Annotated in this window: 16 protein-coding genes; 13 read left to right on the top strand and 3 right to left on the bottom strand. The window is 33.6% G+C overall.

What is annotated here, in order from left to right:
* Positions 1–9: 9 nt before the first annotated feature.
* Complete coding sequence (locus RAH41_RS17590; protein ID WP_331224321.1) at positions 10–921, bottom strand: Gfo/Idh/MocA family oxidoreductase; 912 nt, start codon at positions 919–921, stop codon at positions 10–12.
* 401 nt (positions 922–1,322) lie between these two features.
* Here RAH41_RS17590 and RAH41_RS17585 point away from each other — a divergent pair, with 401 nt between their 5' ends.
* The 12 genes from RAH41_RS17585 to RAH41_RS17530 all read left to right on the top strand — a co-directional run bounded on the left by RAH41_RS17585 (position 1,323) and on the right by RAH41_RS17530 (position 16,396).
* Positions 1,323–3,005, top strand: coding sequence for a long-chain fatty acid--CoA ligase (locus tag RAH41_RS17585; RefSeq protein WP_331224319.1), 1,683 nt, complete (start codon positions 1,323–1,325; stop codon positions 3,003–3,005).
* Positions 3,006–3,376: 371 nt separating this feature from the next.
* On the top strand, positions 3,377–4,996 hold the full coding sequence (locus RAH41_RS17580; protein ID WP_331224317.1) for a sensor histidine kinase: 1,620 nt from the start codon (positions 3,377–3,379) through the stop codon (positions 4,994–4,996).
* A gap of 1 nt (position 4,997) precedes the next feature.
* Positions 4,998–5,792, top strand: coding sequence for a response regulator transcription factor (locus tag RAH41_RS17575; RefSeq protein ID WP_331224316.1), 795 nt, complete (start codon positions 4,998–5,000; stop codon positions 5,790–5,792).
* 94 nt (positions 5,793–5,886) lie between these two features.
* Complete coding sequence (locus RAH41_RS17570; protein WP_331224314.1) at positions 5,887–7,194, top strand: extracellular solute-binding protein; 1,308 nt, start codon at positions 5,887–5,889, stop codon at positions 7,192–7,194.
* A gap of 85 nt (positions 7,195–7,279) precedes the next feature.
* The gene (locus RAH41_RS17565) at positions 7,280–8,155 is read left to right on the top strand and encodes a sugar ABC transporter permease (RefSeq protein WP_331224312.1); all 876 of its coding nucleotides are present in this window, start codon (positions 7,280–7,282) and stop codon (positions 8,153–8,155) included.
* Between the two features lie 102 nt (positions 8,156–8,257).
* Complete coding sequence (locus tag RAH41_RS17560) at positions 8,258–9,073, top strand: carbohydrate ABC transporter permease (RefSeq protein WP_331224399.1); 816 nt, start codon at positions 8,258–8,260, stop codon at positions 9,071–9,073.
* 46 nt (positions 9,074–9,119) lie between these two features.
* On the top strand, positions 9,120–9,755 hold the full coding sequence (locus RAH41_RS17555; RefSeq protein ID WP_331224311.1) for a YesL family protein: 636 nt from the start codon (positions 9,120–9,122) through the stop codon (positions 9,753–9,755).
* Positions 9,756–9,787: 32 nt separating this feature from the next.
* The gene (locus RAH41_RS17550; RefSeq protein WP_331224310.1) at positions 9,788–10,759 is read left to right on the top strand and encodes an aldose 1-epimerase; all 972 of its coding nucleotides are present in this window, start codon (positions 9,788–9,790) and stop codon (positions 10,757–10,759) included.
* Positions 10,760–10,792: 33 nt separating this feature from the next.
* Complete coding sequence (gene xylA / locus RAH41_RS17545; RefSeq protein ID WP_331224309.1) at positions 10,793–12,127, top strand: xylose isomerase; 1,335 nt, start codon at positions 10,793–10,795, stop codon at positions 12,125–12,127.
* A gap of 95 nt (positions 12,128–12,222) precedes the next feature.
* Positions 12,223–13,722, top strand: a complete 1,500-nt coding sequence (gene xylB, locus RAH41_RS17540) for a xylulokinase (protein ID WP_331224307.1) — start codon at positions 12,223–12,225, stop codon at positions 13,720–13,722.
* A 39-nt stretch (positions 13,723–13,761) separates the two neighbouring features.
* Positions 13,762–14,745, top strand: coding sequence for an aldo/keto reductase (locus RAH41_RS17535; RefSeq protein WP_331224306.1), 984 nt, complete (start codon positions 13,762–13,764; stop codon positions 14,743–14,745).
* A 46-nt stretch (positions 14,746–14,791) separates the two neighbouring features.
* On the top strand, positions 14,792–16,396 hold the full coding sequence (locus RAH41_RS17530; protein ID WP_331224304.1) for a glycoside hydrolase family 43 protein: 1,605 nt from the start codon (positions 14,792–14,794) through the stop codon (positions 16,394–16,396).
* Positions 16,397–16,480: 84 nt separating this feature from the next.
* On the opposite strand, the gene RAH41_RS17525 is transcribed toward RAH41_RS17530, so the two are convergent.
* The gene (locus RAH41_RS17525) at positions 16,481–17,413 is read right to left on the bottom strand and encodes a hypothetical protein (protein ID WP_331224302.1); all 933 of its coding nucleotides are present in this window, start codon (positions 17,411–17,413) and stop codon (positions 16,481–16,483) included.
* A 386-nt stretch (positions 17,414–17,799) separates the two neighbouring features.
* Positions 17,800–19,335 carry a DHA2 family efflux MFS transporter permease subunit gene (locus RAH41_RS17520; protein WP_331224300.1) on the bottom strand — a complete coding sequence of 512 codons (1,536 nt, stop codon included), beginning with the start codon at positions 19,333–19,335 and terminating at the stop codon, positions 17,800–17,802.
* 211 nt (positions 19,336–19,546) lie between these two features.
* Here RAH41_RS17520 and RAH41_RS17515 point away from each other — a divergent pair, with 211 nt between their 5' ends.
* Entirely contained in the window at positions 19,547–20,437 is an 891-nt protein-coding gene (locus RAH41_RS17515; protein WP_331224299.1) for a TetR/AcrR family transcriptional regulator, read from the top strand.
* Positions 20,438–20,490: the final 53 nt, after the last annotated feature.

Genomic DNA, 20,490 nt, shown 5'->3' with positions numbered 1-20,490 from the left:
GTTTTTTATTTAATCTTCATTAGAATCAATAAACTGAACGATTCTTTCACAAATTTCATGAGTAATGAAGGAATCATTTATTGAAGGGTCTGGGGTTTTATTCTGTTCTATACAGTCAAGAAAGTGATCAATGATTTGGTAAAACCCACGTTTAAATAGGGTTGGTTCCCAATCACCAAATTTTGTAATATTGATATCTTTATGATGATAATGGGTTGTTTCGACTAAACTACTCACTACATATTTATTTTGTGGTGTCATATATTCAATAATCTCTTCGGTAACACCGTTGTTTCTGTTCATTATTCCAATAGCCGTGCATCCCTCACCAGTAAGTTGAATGACTAGTTGTTCGAGCATATTATTATTTTTTAAGAAATTGACTTTTAAATCAACGACATTAGTTGACATTAAATACCTAAGTGTATCCACCACATGAATAAAATCCTCTACAACAAATCGTCTAGTATATTCAGGAAAATTAAATCTATTTTTTTGCATGATTATTAAGCTAGCCTTGCCATGCATAGTAAGCTCTTTTACTCTAGGGGTAAAACGTCTATTGAATCCAACCATCGCTATTTTTCCTTGTTCTTTAGCTAGATTTACAATTTGTTCAGTCTCTTTGATATTCATTGAAATAGGTTTATCAATATAAACGTTTATACCATTTAATAATAACTTTTTTGTTATCATATAATGAGCTTCTGTAGCTGTACTTACAAATGCTGCATCAATATTCTTTTCTAACAGTTCATCTACTGTATTAACGGTTTCATTGATCCGATATTTGTTGGATAAATGATCTAGTTTTTCATTACTTCTTGTACATAGTACCAATTCAATCTTTTCTTTTTCAGAAAGAACTGGTAGATAGGCCTTCGTAGCTATATCTCCTAAACCAATTATTCCAATTCTCATTTGATTGCACCTCACTTATTATTAATTGAAACATAGAAAAGTGGTTAAGTAATAATTGTATAACATTATATTTTTTAAAAATTCAAAAAACTATTTATTCATTTAAGCCTTTCCATTATAATAATTTCTAAAGGATCTTTTCAAAGATTTACTATTTTTTATCCATTCCAATTTCCTTTCCACACTAAACTTAGCAAATGCCCCATTTGGCAATTTAATTCAAACATACTATTTAAAACGAATAATTTGTAAGGGTTTTCCAGCAGAGAGTTATTCAAGTATCGTATATGAATAATTGCCCTGAATTTTTTTGTTATTGACTAAAATTTTCCAAACATACAATAAAGTAATGTCAGTATTAAAAACTAAATAAAAAAGGTACATAAGCGGAGGGAAAAATTATGAGTACTTCACATTTTGCGTATTGGCCAAAAAGGGTTTCTAAATCTTTAACTTTACCTGAGACAACACTCTATGATAATTTAGTCGTTTCGGCAAAAAGGTATCCAAATAAAACTGCTATAGAGTATTATGGCGCTTCAAAAACGTACAAGCAGCTTCTTGAAGAGGTTGATTATTTAGCAGGTTATCTTGAGCATAGGTTAGAAATTTCCCCTGGTGAACGTGTAATGCTATATATGCAAAACTCACCCCAATATGTGATCGCCTTCTATGCAATATTAAGAGTAAGAGGAATTGTCGTACCAATTAACCCAATGAATACTAAAGATGAACTTGAATTTTACATAAATGATTGTGAAATTAAAACCGCAGTCATTGGCCAAGAACTATCCCCTCAAATTAAACCTTTACAAGCTACAACTGGATTAGAGAATTTAGTAGTTGCAGTTTACTCTGAATACTTACCAACCATTCCTTTCGTTTCCGATTTAGCGATTGAAATAACTGAGTCAAAGAAAATCTATCAAAACGAAAATATATTTTATTGGAAGGATGTCATACAAACACAGCTTACCCCGTCACTTTATGAAGGTAATTCAGAAGATATTGCAGTCCTTCCATATACTTCAGGAACAACAGGTTTACCAAAAGGATGCATACACACACATAAAACAGTACAAGCAAATGTAGTAGGATCTGCTGTTTGGATGAATATTTCTGCAAATGCCGTTAATTTTTCAACGTTACCTCTATTCCATGTGACAGGAATGGTTCATGGTATGCATACCCCGATTCTTACTGGTGCAAGTATGGTATTACTAACAAGATGGAATCGAAACCATGCATGCAAATTGATTAAAAACTATGAATGTACCCATTGGGTAAATATTAGTACTATGTTAATCGACTTTTTAGCAAATCCAAATTTAAATACAGAAGACATCAAGTCTCTTGTAAATATTGCAGGTGGCGGGGCTCCTCTTCCAGAAGCAGTAGGAGAGCAGTTATTTCAATTAACAGGATTAAAGTTCGTAGAGGGCTATGGATTATCAGAAACAATTGCTCAGACACATTTTAATCCGCCAGATCGACCAAAGCTTCAATGCCTTGGAATTCCATCATTTGACGTAGACGCTAGAATTATCGATCCCGTAACAATGAAACAGCTAGGTGCAGGTGAGGTTGGTGAGATTGTTGTTAATGGACCACAAGTTTTTAAAGGCTACTTTAACCGATCAGAAGAAACAAATGATGCCTTTATTGAAATAGACGGAAAATTATTTTTCCGTACAGGAGATATCGGTCGGTTTGATGATGAAGGGTACTATTTTATCGTTGACCGTGTTAAAAGGATGATTAACGCATCAGGCTTTAAAGTGTGGCCAACCGAAGTGGAAAACCTACTTTATAAACATCCGGCCATTCAACAAGCTTGTGTTGTTAGTAAGCCTGATGAAAAAAGGGGAGAAACAGTAAAGGCATATGTAATCTTAAATCCTATTTATTCAGGCAAAGTAAGTGAGGATGACATTATCGATTGGTCTAAAGAGCATATGGCTAATTATAAATACCCGAGATATGTCGAGTTTATTGATCAATTACCAACTACAGCTAGTGGGAAAATTTTATGGAGGACTCTTCAGGAAGCGGAATGGATGAAAGTTGAACAAGTTAATGAATGAATGAGAAAAGTCAAAAGTACATGGAAGAGGTCATTGAATAGTAAAGAAATGAAAAAGGGAACCTCAAGCATCCAATGTTTAGGTTCCCTTTTTTTGTTTTGATTTTTAATTATTGACCTTAAGTTATCTGGTATTTATTACTAGATAGATGTTTTTAATATTCAGAATAATACTAAATATAGTATGATATTTTTTAAAGAAAACCCTTACATTAACTTACTACTGAAAAGGTGATTACAATCGTCAAAATAAGATTACGGTTAAGAAAATTAAACACTTTACGAAATCAAATATTGGCTGTCTTCTTGATTGTTATGGTGATTGTTTTATCGATTGTATCTATTATGGTATATAACCAAGTTGGAACTTTAATGAAAGATACAACAGAGAAGCAAATCAAACAAACGGCTGTTGAAGCAAATGGAAGAATGGAAACCTTGTATAAGCAAATTGATACGTTATCAAATCAATTAATCACCAATGAAACAGTTCAACAAATATTACTTGGATTGAAATACGGAGAAAGTGTTGATTTTGCAAAAAGACAATCACTAATTAGAGTCATAAATAACTTTTTAGCTTATTCAAATGGAATTTCTTCTTTTGAACTATATTCTTCGGAAGGTGATCGCATTTTTCCATTCGGTGAAAAAATTTTATCTAGTGTAATCGATGAGAAATGGGTAAAGGAAGCAGAAGCTGAGAAAGGAAGGTTAGTGTGGGTAGGGAAAGATCCTAAAAATAGTAACTATTCTTATGCAATAAGAAGGGTAAGTTTAATGGATAGATGGTTTTCAAATGGAGGATATTTAGTCGTAAGAATTCTTAATAATTATTTTCAGGTTGAAGAAAGTAATTTATCTCCTAGGGAGAAGGATTATATGATGCTCCTCGATAGGGATTTAACTCCGATAACGGATAATTACGGCATTGATATTCAAAAATTTTTATTAGAAGGATATGAATCGATAAAAGTAAATAAAAAACAATATATGATTGTTACGCAACCATCTACCAAAACAGGCTGGACTCTAGTTATTTTAAAACCTACAAGCTTTTTAAACGAGCGGGTAACACCGGTAAGAAAAGCGACCCTTTTATCTGGTGTGATTGGGTTTATCATTTTTGTCATATCATCAATTATCCTAGCAACAATGATTACAAGACCAATAAAGAAACTTACAAATACAATGAAGAATGCAAAAATGGACGAGTTGAAAATTAACAAGGAAAGCGCAGCTTCATTAGAAATTATTGAACTAAATAGAACATATAACCAAATGGTAGAAAATACGAATCATTTAATACAGGTCGTTTATGAAAAAGAGTTACTTCGTAGTCAAACAGAGTTGAAGGCGCTACAAGCCCAAATCGATCCGCACTTCCTATATAATACGCTAAATGCACTTTACTGGTCTTTAGATGATAGAGGTGAAGAGGATTTGGCAGAAATAGTGATAGCAATGTCAGGATTATTTCGCTATACAATTGGTAATGCAAACAGTAGTGAATGGGTAACTATACAAGCTGCACTCGATCAGATTGAACGTTATTTACAGATTATGAAAATGAGATTAGGAGAACGGTTGTTATGGGAGATATCTGTTGAGCCAAATTTATTAGCGATTAAAATTCCTAAACTACTAATCCAACCTTTAGTTGAGAACGCCATTATGCATGGTATTGAAAATAGTCGGGAACAAGGGATTATTTTAGTGAAGATTAAACGGATTAAAGGCTCATCTAATTTATTAGTGACTGTTAAGGACAATGGACCGGGAATTAATAGAGAAGCTCTTAATGCTCTTAATCTAGCAATTAAAAATGACAATGTATCATCCTTTCAAGGGATGGGTATGGCGCTTACTAATGTAAATAAAAGAATCAAATTATATTACGAAGGATATGACTTAAGTGGCCTTCGTTTAGAAAGTGAGATCGGTAAAGGTACAACTGTATTATTCGAAGTTCCAGACAAAGGTGGAGAATAATTTGGATACAAAAACGATTCTAATTGTTGATGATGAACAAGCGACTAGACAAGGATTAAAAAAAACATTAGAGAAATGGTCAAACGGTAAATTTGAAATTCTTAGTGCCGCAAATGGTCAAGAAACATTTGAACAGATGAACAGAACAAAAATTCATTTATTAGTAACGGATATTTGTATGCCTGAAATGAATGGTTTAGAGCTTTTAAAAAACCTAAAGGATAAAGGGCATAAGTTTGTTTCAATTATTATTTCTGGACACCCTGACTTTGATTATGCCCAGGAAGCCATTCGTTTAGGAGTTGTAAATTACTTACTAAAACCGGTAAGTAAACAAAAACTAATTGAGGCTATTGAGCAAGCGCTTGAAAAGGAAGCGAATATTAAAAGGATTGAATATATGGAAAAAGTGACTGATCAGAAATTATTAAAACTAGATCAAGTTAATAACCGCTCTAACTCAATTAATGGAGCAAAGACCTTTATTAATGAAAATATAAGCAATCAAATTACACTAAAAGATGTAGCAGAAGCTGTACATCTAAATGCGAGCTATTTTAGTGTGTTATTTAAAGAGCAAGTAGGGCTAACATTTAGTGAGTATTTGACTAGAAAGAGATTACAAATTGCAAAAAATCGTCTACTGACAACAGATTTGCAAATTGAAGAAATTGCACTAGAAGTAGGCTATCAGACAGCTAAGTATTTTATTAAGATCTTTAAGGATTACGAGGGTATTACCCCTAGTAAATTTAGAAAAGTGTCGGAACTTGATGATTCACTAATCCAAAAATAGTGGAATTTTATCCAATCGTGGTTACCTTACCGCGGTTTTTTTTTAGTGCTAGAATTTACTTGTAACGAAAAATTTAAAAAAATGGGGGTTAGACATGTTTAAGAAAGCGTCTTCATTAGTGTTAGCACTAGTTCTTATTCTGATGGTTGCTTTAACTGGCTGTGGTAAATCTAATAACGCGTCAACTGAAAGCGGTTCCAAAAAAGTGATCAAGTTTATGCATCTTTGGCCTGCTGGAAGTTCTAAGCAACAAAACTTAATTGTATCTGACATTATTAAGCAATATGAGGCTGAACATAAGGATGTAAAAATCGAAGTAGAAGTTCTTGAAAATGAGCAATACAAGAATAAGATTAAAGTTCTTTCTTCTTCCAATGAACTTCCTGATGTTGGGTTTACATGGGCAGCAGGATATATGAAACCATTTGTAAAAGGTGGCCTTTTTGCCGATTTAGATGATGTATTAAATAACGGATTAAAAGATTCTTTTGTAAGCGGAACAACAGAAGCATATGCAATCGATGGAAAAACATATGGATTACCTCTAGAACTAAACATCGCTCCAATTTATTACAATAAAGCAATTTTTGAAAAATATAACCTACAAGTACCACAAACTTATAGCGAATTCCAAAATGTTGTTAAAACACTTGCTAAAAATGGGGTTGCGCCAATCGCTTTAGGAAATAAAGATCGTTGGACAGGTTCACTATGGTATATGTATTTGGCAGACAGAATTGGCGGCGCTGATGTATTAAATAAAGCAATTAACCGTACAGGAACATTCGAAGATCCTGCACTTGTCTCAGCGGCATCAGAGGTTCAAAACCTAGTTAAAGAAAATGCATTTATTAAAGGTTTTAATGGATTATCCAATGATGAGGGTAAATCTGAATTCTTAAATGGAAATGCAGCTATGTACTTAATGGGAACATGGGAGCTTCCAAACTTTACGACAAATGAAGAAATTCCAAAAGATTTCCGTGACAACGTAGGTTTCTTTAAATTCCCTACTTATGAAGGCGGAAAAGGAAATATTAACAGCTGGGTAGGCGGTCCTGGAGTAGGTTTATTCGTAGCAGAGCATTCAAAAGTGAAAGCTGAAGCTAAAGACTTTGTTAAATTTTTTGTAGAGAAGTGGGGAGAGCAATCTGTTGAAAAAGCGGGTGTCATTCCAGCGACTAAGGTTGATACGTCAAAAGTAAATTTACCACCGTTATATATTGACGTGTTAAATGAGTTAAATAAAGCAAGCAACTTAACACTATTTGCTGATGTTCAAATGAGTGCTTCTGTAGCTGAAACTCACTTAAACTTAATTCAATCTCTATTTGGAAATGAAGTAAAACCAAAAGATTTTGCAAAACAACATGAAGAAGCTTTGAAGGCAGAAGATAAATAAATTTTGATGTATGAAAGAAAAGGGCATATGGATGCATTTTAATATGCCCTTGATTTTTAAATATAGGGGAAGGAGTTGAACTAAAGTGAATAAAGCTATGTCAAATAAAAAAATAATTGCCTTATATATTACACCAGCTCTTTTTCTGATCCTTGCTTTGATTTACGTTCCAATTGTGCAAACTGGATATTTTGGCTTAATGAGATGGAATGGAATTGGCGAAAAGGAGTTCATAGGTTTAAAGAATTACGCCCACTTATTACATGATCCCCTATTTTGGAAAAGTGCTTTCCACTCCTTTTTATTAGCAATATTTTCGGCCGTTAGTTTAATTGGTTATTTGTTCATCTCATTTATACTTGCCGGAAAAATTAAAGGTGCAGACCTTCTTAGAAAAATATATCTTATTCCAATGCTGCTTGCTTCTGTTGCAATTGCTCAGCTTTGGCTTAAAATTTATCATCCTACTAACGGTATTCTAAATAGCTTACTTGTTTCTCTAGGAGTTCATAATCCACCGGCCTGGTTAGCAGAAACAAACTTAGCATTATATGCGATTATTATCCCAATTATTTGGCAGTACGCCGGTTTTTATATTCTGATTTACTATGCAGCTCTTAAAAATATTCCAGACTCTCTAATCGAGGCTGCAAGAATTGACGGGGCAACACCAATTCAAATCGCTTTAAAAATAAAATTACCGTTAATCATGAATGTTGTTAAAGTAACGATTGTTCTTGCTGTCGTTGGATCGCTTAAATATTTTGACTTAATTTATGTTATGACAGGTGGGGGTCCTAATGGTTCAAGTGAAGTAATGGCTTCTTATATGTATCAAAAAGCATTCAAAGGTTTTGACTTTGGATATGCAAGTGCAATTGGATTTTTCTTATTAGTTATTTGTTTAGTAGTTACTTGGGTTATTCGTAAGTTTACAGAAGCAAATAATGACATTTACTAATAGAAAGGGGGATTTTAAGTGGATACGGTAAGAGCTACAGGATCTCATGCCATTGTAACTGAAAAGAAAACTGACCGTAGCAAGAATAGTGTTTTTAGTAAAATTGCTTACGGATTTATGTATCTATTCCTTATAATCGTTGCGATTTTTCAAATATTTCCGATCATATGGCTATTTCTTTTTTCATTAAAAAATAACCAAGAAGTTTTCAATATGTCACCTTTTTCTTTACCTGAAAGCCCAAAGTGGGAGAATTATACGAAAGTTTGGACTGAAGGGAACATTAGTCAGTATTTCTTTAACAGTGTAACGTATACAATCGCTGCAGTTATTTTAACGGTTGTATTAGCTAGTATGGTAACCTTTGCCATTACGAGAATGAATTGGAAAGCAAGTAAATGGGTATTGGGATTATTTATGGTAGGTTTAATGATTCCAGTCCATTCTACATTAATTCCTTTATTTAATACTTTTACAAAAATAAATTTAATTGATAATCCACTCTCAGTAATTCTTACGTACACAGCTTTTAACTTGCCAATTACGATTATGATTTTAATTGGTTTTTACGAAGCTCTCCCTAGAGAGGTGGAAGAAGCAGCGATAATGGACGGTGCATCAATTAACCATATTTTTTTTAAGATTACATTACCAATGACATCACCAGTAATTGCTACAGCAGCAATTATTAATATGATTTACAACTGGAATGAGTTTGTCTTCGTTAATACATTTATTAGCTCAGATCAATTTAAAACACTAACAGTTGGTATTCAAAATTTTATTGGGCAGTATACGACTGATTGGGGAGCAATTGGAGCTACGTTGGTTATTAGTATTCTACCTATCCTAATTGCCTTCCTTATATTAAGTAATCGAATTGTAGAAGGAATTGCTTCTGGGTCAGTAAAAGGTTAACTAAATTAGATAAAGCTAAGATGAATTTGTAAAGGAGGGTGATTAAATGATACTTGGAAAAACAATGGGTAAATTGTTTATTTTGTGTGAATGGGTCATGAAATTAGCATATGTCAATCTACTGTGGTTCCTCTATACAATAGCAGGATTAGTCATATTTGGTTTTTTCCCTGCTACAGTAGCCCTATTTACAATTGTTCGTAAATGGATCGTAAAAGAAACTGATCTTCCGATTTGGAGAACATTTCTAACTATCTTCCAAAAGGAATTTAAAAGTTCCAATAAACTTGGTTTGGTATTCATTTTTAGTGGAATTTTCCTAATGTTTGATGTGTTTTACATCCGAACGATTGAAGGGGTGCTCCAATTTGTATTAATCATTCCTTTATTAATCATTGCGGCAGTTTATTTAATGGTTTTCCTTTATATTTTCCCACTATATGTACATTACGAATTTAAACTAAAAGATTATTTAAAAAATGCATTCTTTTTAAGTGTTTTTCATTTTCACATTACATTACTAATGTTAGTTAGTCTAATCGCTATCTTAATTTTGTTGCTGTATCAGCCAGGGCTAATTCCATTTTTTAGTGTCGTGTCAGTTGCTTGGGTTTTCATGTTCTGCGGCATGTATAGCTTTAATCGAATAGACGAAAGACAAGGTAAGACTAGTAAAGTCTAAGTGTAGAAATTATGACAGAACGGGGAATCTAGATGAATACTTATGCTGAGGAGATTTCTTTTTTAAATGAACCAGCGATTAAAGCAGGTAATAGTGAATTGGAGATTATCATTATTCCCGGATGGGGATCAAACTTGATTTCCATGGTTCATAAAAAATCAAATACTGAGCTTTTAAGGGTCCCTAACTCAACCGAGGAGTATTTAAATAACCCAGTTCTTTACGGTACTCCAATCCTGTTCCCTCCAAATCGAATCGATCAAGGTAAGTTTCAATTTGGCAAAAGAAGGTACCAATTTGATATTAATGAAATGGACAAGCAGAATCATATTCATGGTTTTGTTCACACAAGGGCGTGGCATTTCTCAAGTGTAGAAGTTAATGAGCAAACAGTGAAAATTATTACTGAGTTTGATTCAAGTATGCATGAAGATGTAATGACTCAATTCCCGCATCATTTTGTAATAAGGATGAGCTTTATTCTGAATGATAATTTATTCGCCAAAAAAGCAGAAATTATTAATAAAAGTAATGAAGTTTTACCGTTTGGCTTTGGTTATCATACTAGTTTCGTATTCCCAGAAGAAACTTCAATCTTCAAGCTTCCAATCGATAAACGTTGGAAACTAAATGATCGATTTTTACCAACAGGGGAATTAGAAGATATTGAGTACAAAAATGAGTTGAGTGAAGGAATGAGCTTGTACGGGTTAGCGTTAGATGATGTTTTTCTATCTAATCCTAATAACAGTGGCCTCCAAACAGCACAAATAACTAACAAAGCAACAGGAATCGAGATTAAGTATACCGTTGACCAAAGTTTTAAGCATTGGGTTGTTTATAACAAAGATGGGAGAAGCGGATTTTTATGCCCTGAGCCTTACACGTGGGTAACTAACGCTCCTAATCTTGAAGTAAATGGAGAATTGACTGGCTTACAAGGAATTGAGCCAGATGATATGAAAGTATTGCGTACTTGGATTGTCATTTCACATAAGTCATAAAATACAAAACTACTATTTTAGGAGGAATTAAGCATGAGTTACTTTACTAATATAAACAAAGTTAAATTTGAAGGTCCTAAATCAAAAAATCCATTTTCATTTAAATATTATGATCCTCAAAGGGTAATTAATGGCCAAAAAATGGAGGATTTACTACGTTTTTCAGTTGCTTACTGGCATACATTTACTGCGGATGGTTCAGATCCTTTTGGGGCAGGTACAATGCAACGTCCTTGGAATCATTTAACGGGAATGGATCTTGCTAAAGCACGTGTAGAAGCATCATTTGAATTCTATGAAAAGTTAGATGTTCCATTCTTCTGCTTTCATGATTCAGATGTTGCCCCTGAAGGAAATACATTAGGTGAAACTTATAAAAACTTAGATGTCATTGTAGAAATGATAAAAGAATATATGAAAACAAGTAAAACAAAATTGCTTTGGAATACGGCAAATATGTTTACTCATCCTCGCTATGTAAATGGAGCTGCTACTTCTAATAACGCGGACGTATTTGCATATTCAGCTGCAAAAGTGAAAAAAGGATTAGAAATTGCAAAAGAGCTTGGTGCAATTAACTATGTATTCTGGGGTGGACGTGAAGGTTATGACACGCTTATGAATACTGATATGAAGCTTGAACAAGACAACCTTGCGCGCTTCTTCCATATGGCTGTAGATTATGCAAAAGAAATCGGATTCGATGGTCAGTTCTTAATTGAACCAAAACCAAAAGAACCAACGAAGCATCAATATGACTTTGATGTAGCAACTGGACTAGCTTTCTTACAAGCAAATGGTTTAGAGAAACAGTTTAAATTCAATATTGAAGCAAATCATGCAACACTTGCTGGTCATACATTTGAGCATGAATTACGCGTTGCTCGAATAAATGGAATGCTTGGTTCAGTTGATGCAAACCAAGGTGATAAGTTAATTGGTTGGGATACAGATGAGTTCCCTACAGATCTTTACTCTACTACATTAGCAATGTATGAAATCTTAAAAAATGGTGGCTTAGGAAAAGGCGGCCTGAACTTTGATGCAAAAGTAAGAAGAGGATCATTTGATGTAGAAGATTTATTCCATGCACATATAGCTGGAATGGATAGCTTTGCAATTGGCACATTAGTAGCTAATAAACTAATTGAAGATAAAGTCTTTGAAAGCTTTATAGAAGATCGTTATAGCAGCTTCACTTATGGTATTGGTAAAGAAATCGTAGAGAATAAAGCAAGTTTTCATACACTTGAAGCATATGCATTAAATTTAGGTGATATCCAAAATAAATCTGGTCGCGAAGAACGTCTTAAATCAGTGCTAAACCAATATCTATTAGATGCCATTTCTGAATTCGCAACGGTTTAAAAATCTTTTGACTATAAAATGTGCTGGGAAACTCATTATTTCCAGCACATTTTTCTCATAAGACACGCTAAAAAACCAATAAAAGGATGATTGTTATGAATTATGTAGTAGGTATTGATTTAGGTACAAGTGCCGTAAAAATATTGTTAGTTAATCAGTCTGGAGAGGTATGCCAAGAAGTATCTCGTGCCTATCCATTAATACAAGAAAAATCCGGATATAGTGAACAAAATCCAGAAGAATGGGTTGAAAAAACAATCGATGGACTTGCCGAACTAGTTAGAGACTTTAAAGGTCATCCGAATGATATACAAGGGATTAGCTTCTCAGGTCAAATGCATGGTCTAGTGTTATTGAATAAAGACAATGAAAGCCTTCGTAATGCAATTTTATGGAATGACACAAGAACGACTAAGCAATGTGAAAAAATCAATGAAAAAGTTGGCAAAGAACGTTTACTTGAAATAACGAAAAATCCAGCACTTGAAGGTTTTACTTTGCCAAAACTTTTATGGATAAAGGAGTTTGAACCGGAGATCTTTCATCAGGCAGCAGTATTTTTATTGCCAAAAGACTATCTTCGTTATCGTTTGACTGGTGAAATTCATACTGAATACTCGGATGCTGCTGGAACACTACTTTTAAACGTAAAAGAAAAGCAGTGGAGTGATGAATTATGTACTAAATTTGATATTCCTTTGCATCTTTGCCCACCAATTGTCGAGTCTCATGATTGTGTTGGAACAATTACAAAAGAGGTTTCTAATTTGACAGGACTTTGTCGTGAAGTGAAAGTATTTGCAGGTGGAGCCGATAATGCTTGTGGCGCAATTGGATCAGGTATTTTAAAAGAAGGCAATACGCTATGTAGTATTGGTACCTCAGGAGTTGTTCTTTCTTATGAAGAGCATGGAGAACACGACTTCAAAGGTAAAGTTCATTATTTTAACCACAGTAAAGAAGATGCTTTCTACTCAATGGGTGTAACGCTTGCCGCAGGATTTTCATTAAGCTGGTTTAAAGATACTTTTGCTGAGGGCGTGAATTTTGAACAACTATTAGATGATGTTCATAATGTTTCGATTGGATCAAATGGTTTAATGTTTACTCCGTATTTGGTTGGTGAAAGAACGCCACATGCGGACTCAGTTATTAGAGGATGTTTTATTGGTATGGATGCAGCACATAAGAGAAGTGATTTTGCGAGGGCTGTCATGGAAGGTATTACTTTTTCATTGAACGAGTCAATTGAAATTTTCCGAAATAACGGTAAGAAGATTGATTCGATTATTTCAATTGGTGGCGGTGCTAAAAATCCTGTTTGGCTTCAAATGCAGGCAGATATTTTTAATGCGACAATTATTAAACTATCAAGCGAGCAAGGTCCTGGAATGGGTGCGGCGATGCTTGCTGCTTATGGCTGTAATTGGTTTGAATCATTAGAGGCTTGTGCAGAAGAGTTTATAAAGCCAATCACTTCATATGAACCCGTTGGTGAAAATGTTAAGCAATATGAGAAGCTTTATTCAATTTATAAGCAAGTTTATTCCAGCACGAAGGAACTAAATAGAATGTTATCTGAATTTAGAAAGTAGTAAAAGTCGTTATAAATAGCAATAGAGGAGGAGTTTTACTTGAATTATCGAGAGCTTGGTAATACAGGTTTAATGATTAGTGAGGTTAGTTTTGGAACTTGGGCAATTGGTGGAGCATGGGGAAAAACAGATGATACTGAAGCTTTAAAATCATTACAACATGCAATCGATCAAGGAGTAAATTTTTTTGATACTGCAGATGTTTACGGTGATGGACATAGTGAAGAACTATTGGCTAAAGCCACAAAAGGACTTGAAGACAAAATTTATATCGGCACAAAGTTTTGCCGAAAAGGCGATATCTTTTCACCGGAAAATTACTCATATGAAGCGGTTAAGTCTTACTGTGAGGACAGTCTAAAACGCTTAAATCGCGATGTGATTGATTTATATCAAGTACATTGCCCAGCAACAGAAATTTTGAAGGATGGACAAGTATTTGATGTACTTGACCGTTTAAAAAGTGAAGGGAAAATCCGCCATTACGGGGTTAGCGTTGAAACGGTTGAAGAAGGAATGATTTGTTTAGAAAACCCAAATGTGAAAAGCTTACAGGTTATCTTTAATGTTTTTAGACAAAAGCCATTAGAAGTATTACTTCCCGAGGCTTATAAGCGTGGGGTTGGCGTACTTGTAAGATTACCGCTAGCCAGTGGACTCTTGGCTGGAAAGTATAAGGCTGATCATATTTTTGAAGAAGATGACCACCGAAACTTTAATGAAAATGGAGCCGCCTTTAATATCGGAGAAACATTTGCAGGCTTAGGCTTTAAAAAAGGAGTAGAACTGGCAAATCGAATTAACTGGATTGCTGAAGGAAGGTCATCAATGGCAAGTGCAGCACTAAGATGGATTTTAGACCAAAAGGAAATTACATGTGTAATTCCTGGATTTAGAAACCAAAGCCAAGTAAATGCCAACTTAGAAGCAATGAATATACAATCTTTTTCAAAAGCTGAATTAGATCAATTAGAGCTTTTCTATCAAAAAAATGTTTCTGAATTTATCAAAGGTGCTTATTAAAAAAATAATGTATTGAACTAGATAGATGCATATGGAGGAGTATAAAATGGCTAAAATCAGTAATCCAATTTTACCGGGATTTAATCCGGATCCAAGTATTTGCCGAGTTGGGGAAGATTATTATATTGCAGTTTCAACTTTTGAATGGTTTCCAGGAGTAGGAATCTATCATTCAAAGGATTTAAAGAACTGGCGCTTAGCATCAAGACCTTTAAAACGTTTAAGTCAATTAAACATGACAGGTAATCCCGATTCGGGCGGAATTTGGGCTCCCGCACTATCTTATCGTGACGGACAGTTTTGGTTAATTTACACTGATGTAAAGGTAGTTGAAGGTCAATGGAAAGATTGTCACAACTATCTCGCAACATGTGAAACGATTGACGGAGAATGGTCAGACCCAATTTACTTAAATAGTACGGGATTTGACCCATCATTATTTCACGATGAAGATGGAAAAAAATATTTAGTGAATATGGTTTGGGATCATCGTGTAGGAAATCATCATTTTTATGGCATTTCATTACAAGAATACAGTGTAGAAGAACAGAAACTGATTGGAAAAGCAGAAGTTATCTTTAAAGGAACGGATATTAAACTGACGGAAGCACCGCATTTATATAAAATAAATGACTACTATTACTTATTAACGGCAGAGGGTGGTACGAAATATGATCACCAAGCTACAATTGCTAGGTCAAAACAGTTAATGGGCCCATATGAAGTACACCCAGAAAACCCGTTAATTTCGTCATTCCATACGCCAAGAATTCCCCTTCAAAAAGCAGGACATGCATCAATTGTTCAAACGCATACAGATGAATGGTTCCTAGTGCATTTAACAGGAAGACCATTACCAAGAGAAGGTCAACCATTGTTAGATCCAAGAGGTTTCTGTCCATTAGGAAGAGAAACTGCTATTCAAAGACTTGAATGGAAAAATGATTGGCCGTATGTAGTAGGAGGAAATAGTCCTACACTTGATATAGAGGGTCCAAAAATAGATGAAGTAAAATGGGAAAGTGATTACCCTGAGATGGATGACTTCAACTCAGAAATCTTAAACCCTCACTTTCAAAACTTGAGGATTCCATTAGGAGAGAATATCGTTTCACTAAAAGACAATCCAGGGCATCTACGTCTTTACGGAAGAGAATCTCTAACATCTAAATTTACTCAGTCATTTATAGCAAGACGTTGGCAACATTTTAACTTTACTGCAGAAACAAAAGTAGCATTTAATCCAAGTACATTCCATCAATCAGCTGGTTTAGTAAATTATTATAACACTCAAAACTGGACTTCATGTCAAATCACCTGGAATGAAGAAAAGGGCAGAATTCTTGAATTAGTAACATGCGATAATTTTAAGTTCAATCAACCTCTTCAAGGCAATGAAATTATCATTCCGGAACACGTTGAATATGTGTATCTTCGAGTAGATGTGAAAACGAATGTTTACCAGTACTCTTACTCATTTGATGGAGAACAATGGACAACAATACCTGTAACACTTTATTCATATAAACTGTCTGATGATTATATTCAGGGCGGGGGATTCTTTACAGGTGCATTCGTTGGAATGCAATGTCAGGATACGACTGGTCAAGGGCTACATGCGGATTTTGATTATTTTATTTATAAAAATTAGGTTAGCTATCTAAAAAATAATTTACTCGTCAGGGAATATTATTTAAGCGATACTCGAGATCCTCAAGTATCGCTTTTTGTTTTCTTAATAAGTGATTCTTTCAGCCTCGTCATCTAAATTCATTTTTAGAAGCTGTTTACGAAGAAAAAGCTGCATTTCTTCATAGTCAAAAAGCAATCCTTTTGACTGTATATCTCTTAAAAATACTAACTTTGCTTCAAATGGTGCATTTTCAAAATATTGTTTTACATCCTCAGGAGCAAAAGTTTCACCTTCAAAATCAAACTGTTCATATCCTTTTACTTCATTTTTGTTCAAAATATTCTTATTTACGACACCAATGCCATCTACGACACCAATGCCATCATTAGTAGGTAAAACGATTTCATTTTCTCTCTCATGTTTTACTTCTTGAAAGTAGCCAAATAAAGATTTAATAGGTTCAAGGGAGAATTTTTTTTGAATTGCTTTCCTAGTTTCAGCCTCAAATCCTTCTATTGAGAGATCTACTGCAATATCAGGATTTTTTTGAAAAAAAGATTCACTCGTTGTAATATCAACCACTTCGGTAGCATTTGGTGCAAAGCAAAGTAATCTTAAGAAATCATTTAGATTTCTTGCAACAATTTGTACAGGTTCATCAAAGTCCATTGGAGAAACCCGCACAATATAAGCATCTTCTAAATCATTAACTTGACCAAAATCGGTTAAAAACCCAAAATGAACTCCATCTGATCCAGTTCTTGCAAAAGAGATTACATCAAGGGGAGTATTTAAATAACGAGTATCGATTTTCTCATAAGAGAAATATAAACCACCTAATTCTTCATACTCTGATATTCCTTCATTTTTTAATTGCTTTTGTAAGTTAATAGCATCAACTAGTGTTTTAGGAAATTCATACTTCCCATAATTCAATTTAACCAAATCCATTGCATTGTTCTCCTTTGAAATTTGGCTACTTGTTATAAATAACAGAATAGCGATTAAAATTGATGAAATAATTTTTCTAAGCATTTTTACCATCCGATAGTATACAAATTAATTAATAATGATTTTTTTAATAATTTTGTTAATTAAATTATAACATTAATAAACAAAGGTTAAATAGGTTATTAATTGCTTTTCCTTCTTCAAGAGTATGTTGCTAAAAAAGCTTTATTAGGGTATCCAGAAAATGAGCATAAGGTGTGAGACTCCTATGGTAATTGCGGGAAAGAGCTAAGACCCCACAGGAAGCGAACGAGACGATTAGGCTTAGCTCACGCCCCACGGAATGTCTTTATAACAGCAATAAGGTTGCTAATTAGCTGATAAAATTCACATCGTATGATTCATAAATATTAAATAAAAAAAGTTCAACCAAAATTGGTTGAACTTTTTTAACTTGAGAGTTATTTTTATTAATTCTCTGCTAACTTTTTCTTAAAGTTAGTACTAGTATTCGTTTTTTCTTTCACTACAGGCTCTTCTGCAGGTGTTGAACGTTTAATAAAGAATGCAAGAACTAGTGCTACTGCGGCAACGAATACTGTTACATAAAATGAGAAGTTGATTCCTTCTAACATTGCTTTCATTGTGATCTCTTGCTTAATTTGAGCAAGCATTTCAGGTGTAGGTTTACTAGTCACATGTTTCATCGCTTCTGAAGCAAGTTCTTTAGCTTTAGATTCTGTACGATTTGACATTACTGTAACAAGTAAAGCAGTACCAATTGCCCCTGAGACCTGCTGTAAAGTATTATTCATCGCAGTACCATGTGGATAGAATCGTTTTGGTAATTGATTTAAACCATTTGTTGATACTGGCATCATTACCATCGACATACCGAACATACGTAATGAGTATAAAATAATAATATGTGTATATGTTGTATCCATTGTTAATTTACTTAAGAAATAAGTAGTAACAGTCATAATTGCTAAACCAGTTACTGCAAGTATTCTTCCGCCAATTTTATCAAATAATTTACCCGTAATTGGCGACATAATTGCCATTAATAAAGCACCTGGTAACAGCATTAAGCCCGCATCAAAAGGTTTAATGCCTCGAAGCGTTTGAGTGTAAATCGGTAATAGCATCATTGCTGAGAACATAGCCATTGTAACTACAATTGAAATCGCTGATGATAAGGCAAACATAGGGTAGCGGTAAATTCTAAAGTTTAACATTGGCGTATCAAGTTTTAATTGACGTAAGATAAATAGTACTAATGAAATAACCCCTACTATTAAAGTAACATAAGCTTCTGGACTATCCCATCCTTTTGTTCCTGCTGTACTAAAACCATACAATAATCCACCAAAACCTAGACTTGATAAAAGAACAGAGAAAAGGTCGATCGTACTATTTGATTTCTCTTTTTTATCTTTAAGTAAGAAAAAGCCGATAATTAAAATCGTCAATGCAATCGGTGAAACAACATGGAAAAGCATTCTCCAGTCATAATGTTCAATAATCCAACCAGATAATGTTGGTCCGATTGCTGGTGCGCCCATCATAACTAAACCAAAGAAGCCCATTGCAGTTCCTCGTTTTTCAACAGGGAAGCTAGTTAGCATTACATTCATTAATAATGGCATTAAAATAGCCGAACCGGAAGCTTGAATCATTCGGCCTGCTAATAATAAAGGAAATACATGTGCAAATCCTGCAGTTAAAGTACCGATATTAAATAAAAGTAGAGCAGTTAAAAATAAATGTCTAACAGAATATTTTTGGATTAAAAAAGCAGTAGTTGGAATTAAAATTCCATTTACTAGCATATATCCAGTAGAAAGCCATTGAACAGTCGAAGGCTCAACGTTCAAATCCTTCATAATAGAAGGTAAAGCAATATTAAGTAAAGTATTGTTTAAGAAAGCAATAAAAGCACCAATCATTAGGATTGTAATAATCCCATATGGTGGATTAGCTGATTTATTCATGGAATGATCCATGATTTCCCCTCCTTTGTACATCTAGTTCAATTTTTTGAACTGCGTTTCCATCTTCTATATAAGATAATATGATATACCATTCATTCATTAGATGCAATTATAATAACCATTAGAAATCTTTAATAATCTAATCAGTTATTTACTAGTTAAAAATGCTAAAATAATGTACTATGTTTTTTAAGCAGTAATTAACTAGAACCAAGGTGATTATATGAATGATCGTAAACAGCATGTTGTAAAAATAGCTCATGAATTGTTTATTGAAAAAGGATTTCAAGCAACATCTATTCAAGACATATTAGACTATAGCGGTATTTCTAAAGGTACATTTTATAATTATTTTTCGTCTAAAAGTGATTTAGTAGTCGCATTATTTAATATGATTTATAAAAAACTTGAGCATGAAAGAAATGAGTTGTTGATCGGACAGAGCCCATCAAATATTGAAATTTTCATAAAACAAATAACTTTATTAATGGAGGCAAATAGAGATAATAAATTGATTTCTCTATTTGAAGAAGTAATTTATATAAATGACTTAGATATTAAACAGTTCATAAGAGAAGGTAATTTTAAGACATTAAATTGGGTGTATACACGATTCTTAGACATTTTTGGTAGTGAGAAGAAAGATTTCTTATTAGATAGTGCCATTATGTTTTTAGGAATTATTCATCATAATGTGAGATACTATGACCTCGCCAAAGATATGAATATTAGTATGGATCAAGTTGTCCGATATAGTGTAAAACGTATGATTAAAATTGTTGAGGATGTTGAGGAATCTGGTGAGCAATTATTCAATTTGGAACTATTAGATAAATGGTTACCAGTAAGAAAGACCGAAGAAAATCTTCAACAAAAGCTTTGTAGTATTATTTGTACAATGAAAAAATCAGCATTAAATAGTAATGAACAACAGAAGTACAATGAGTTACTAGATTTTTTACAAAACGAATTGTTGCAGTCAAAAACGCCTAGAAAATATTTAATTGAGAGTGCTCTAGTATCCTTAAATGAAGGGAAGAAGTTACTAGGAGATAAAGAACTACAAAGACTTAATGAGTTGATCGACATTAATTTTTTTCAAAACGCAAAATAACTTAATTAAAATGAAAGAAAACCACTTATAGCTTTTATGCTTAGGATGGTTTT

The sequence above is a fragment of the Gottfriedia acidiceleris genome, assembly GCF_036421055.1.
GTDB classification, from domain to species: domain Bacteria; phylum Bacillota; class Bacilli; order Bacillales; family Bacillaceae_G; genus Gottfriedia; species Gottfriedia acidiceleris_C.
Note: the sequence above shows the minus strand (reverse complement) of the source record. Positions and strands in the feature narration are given on the sequence as shown.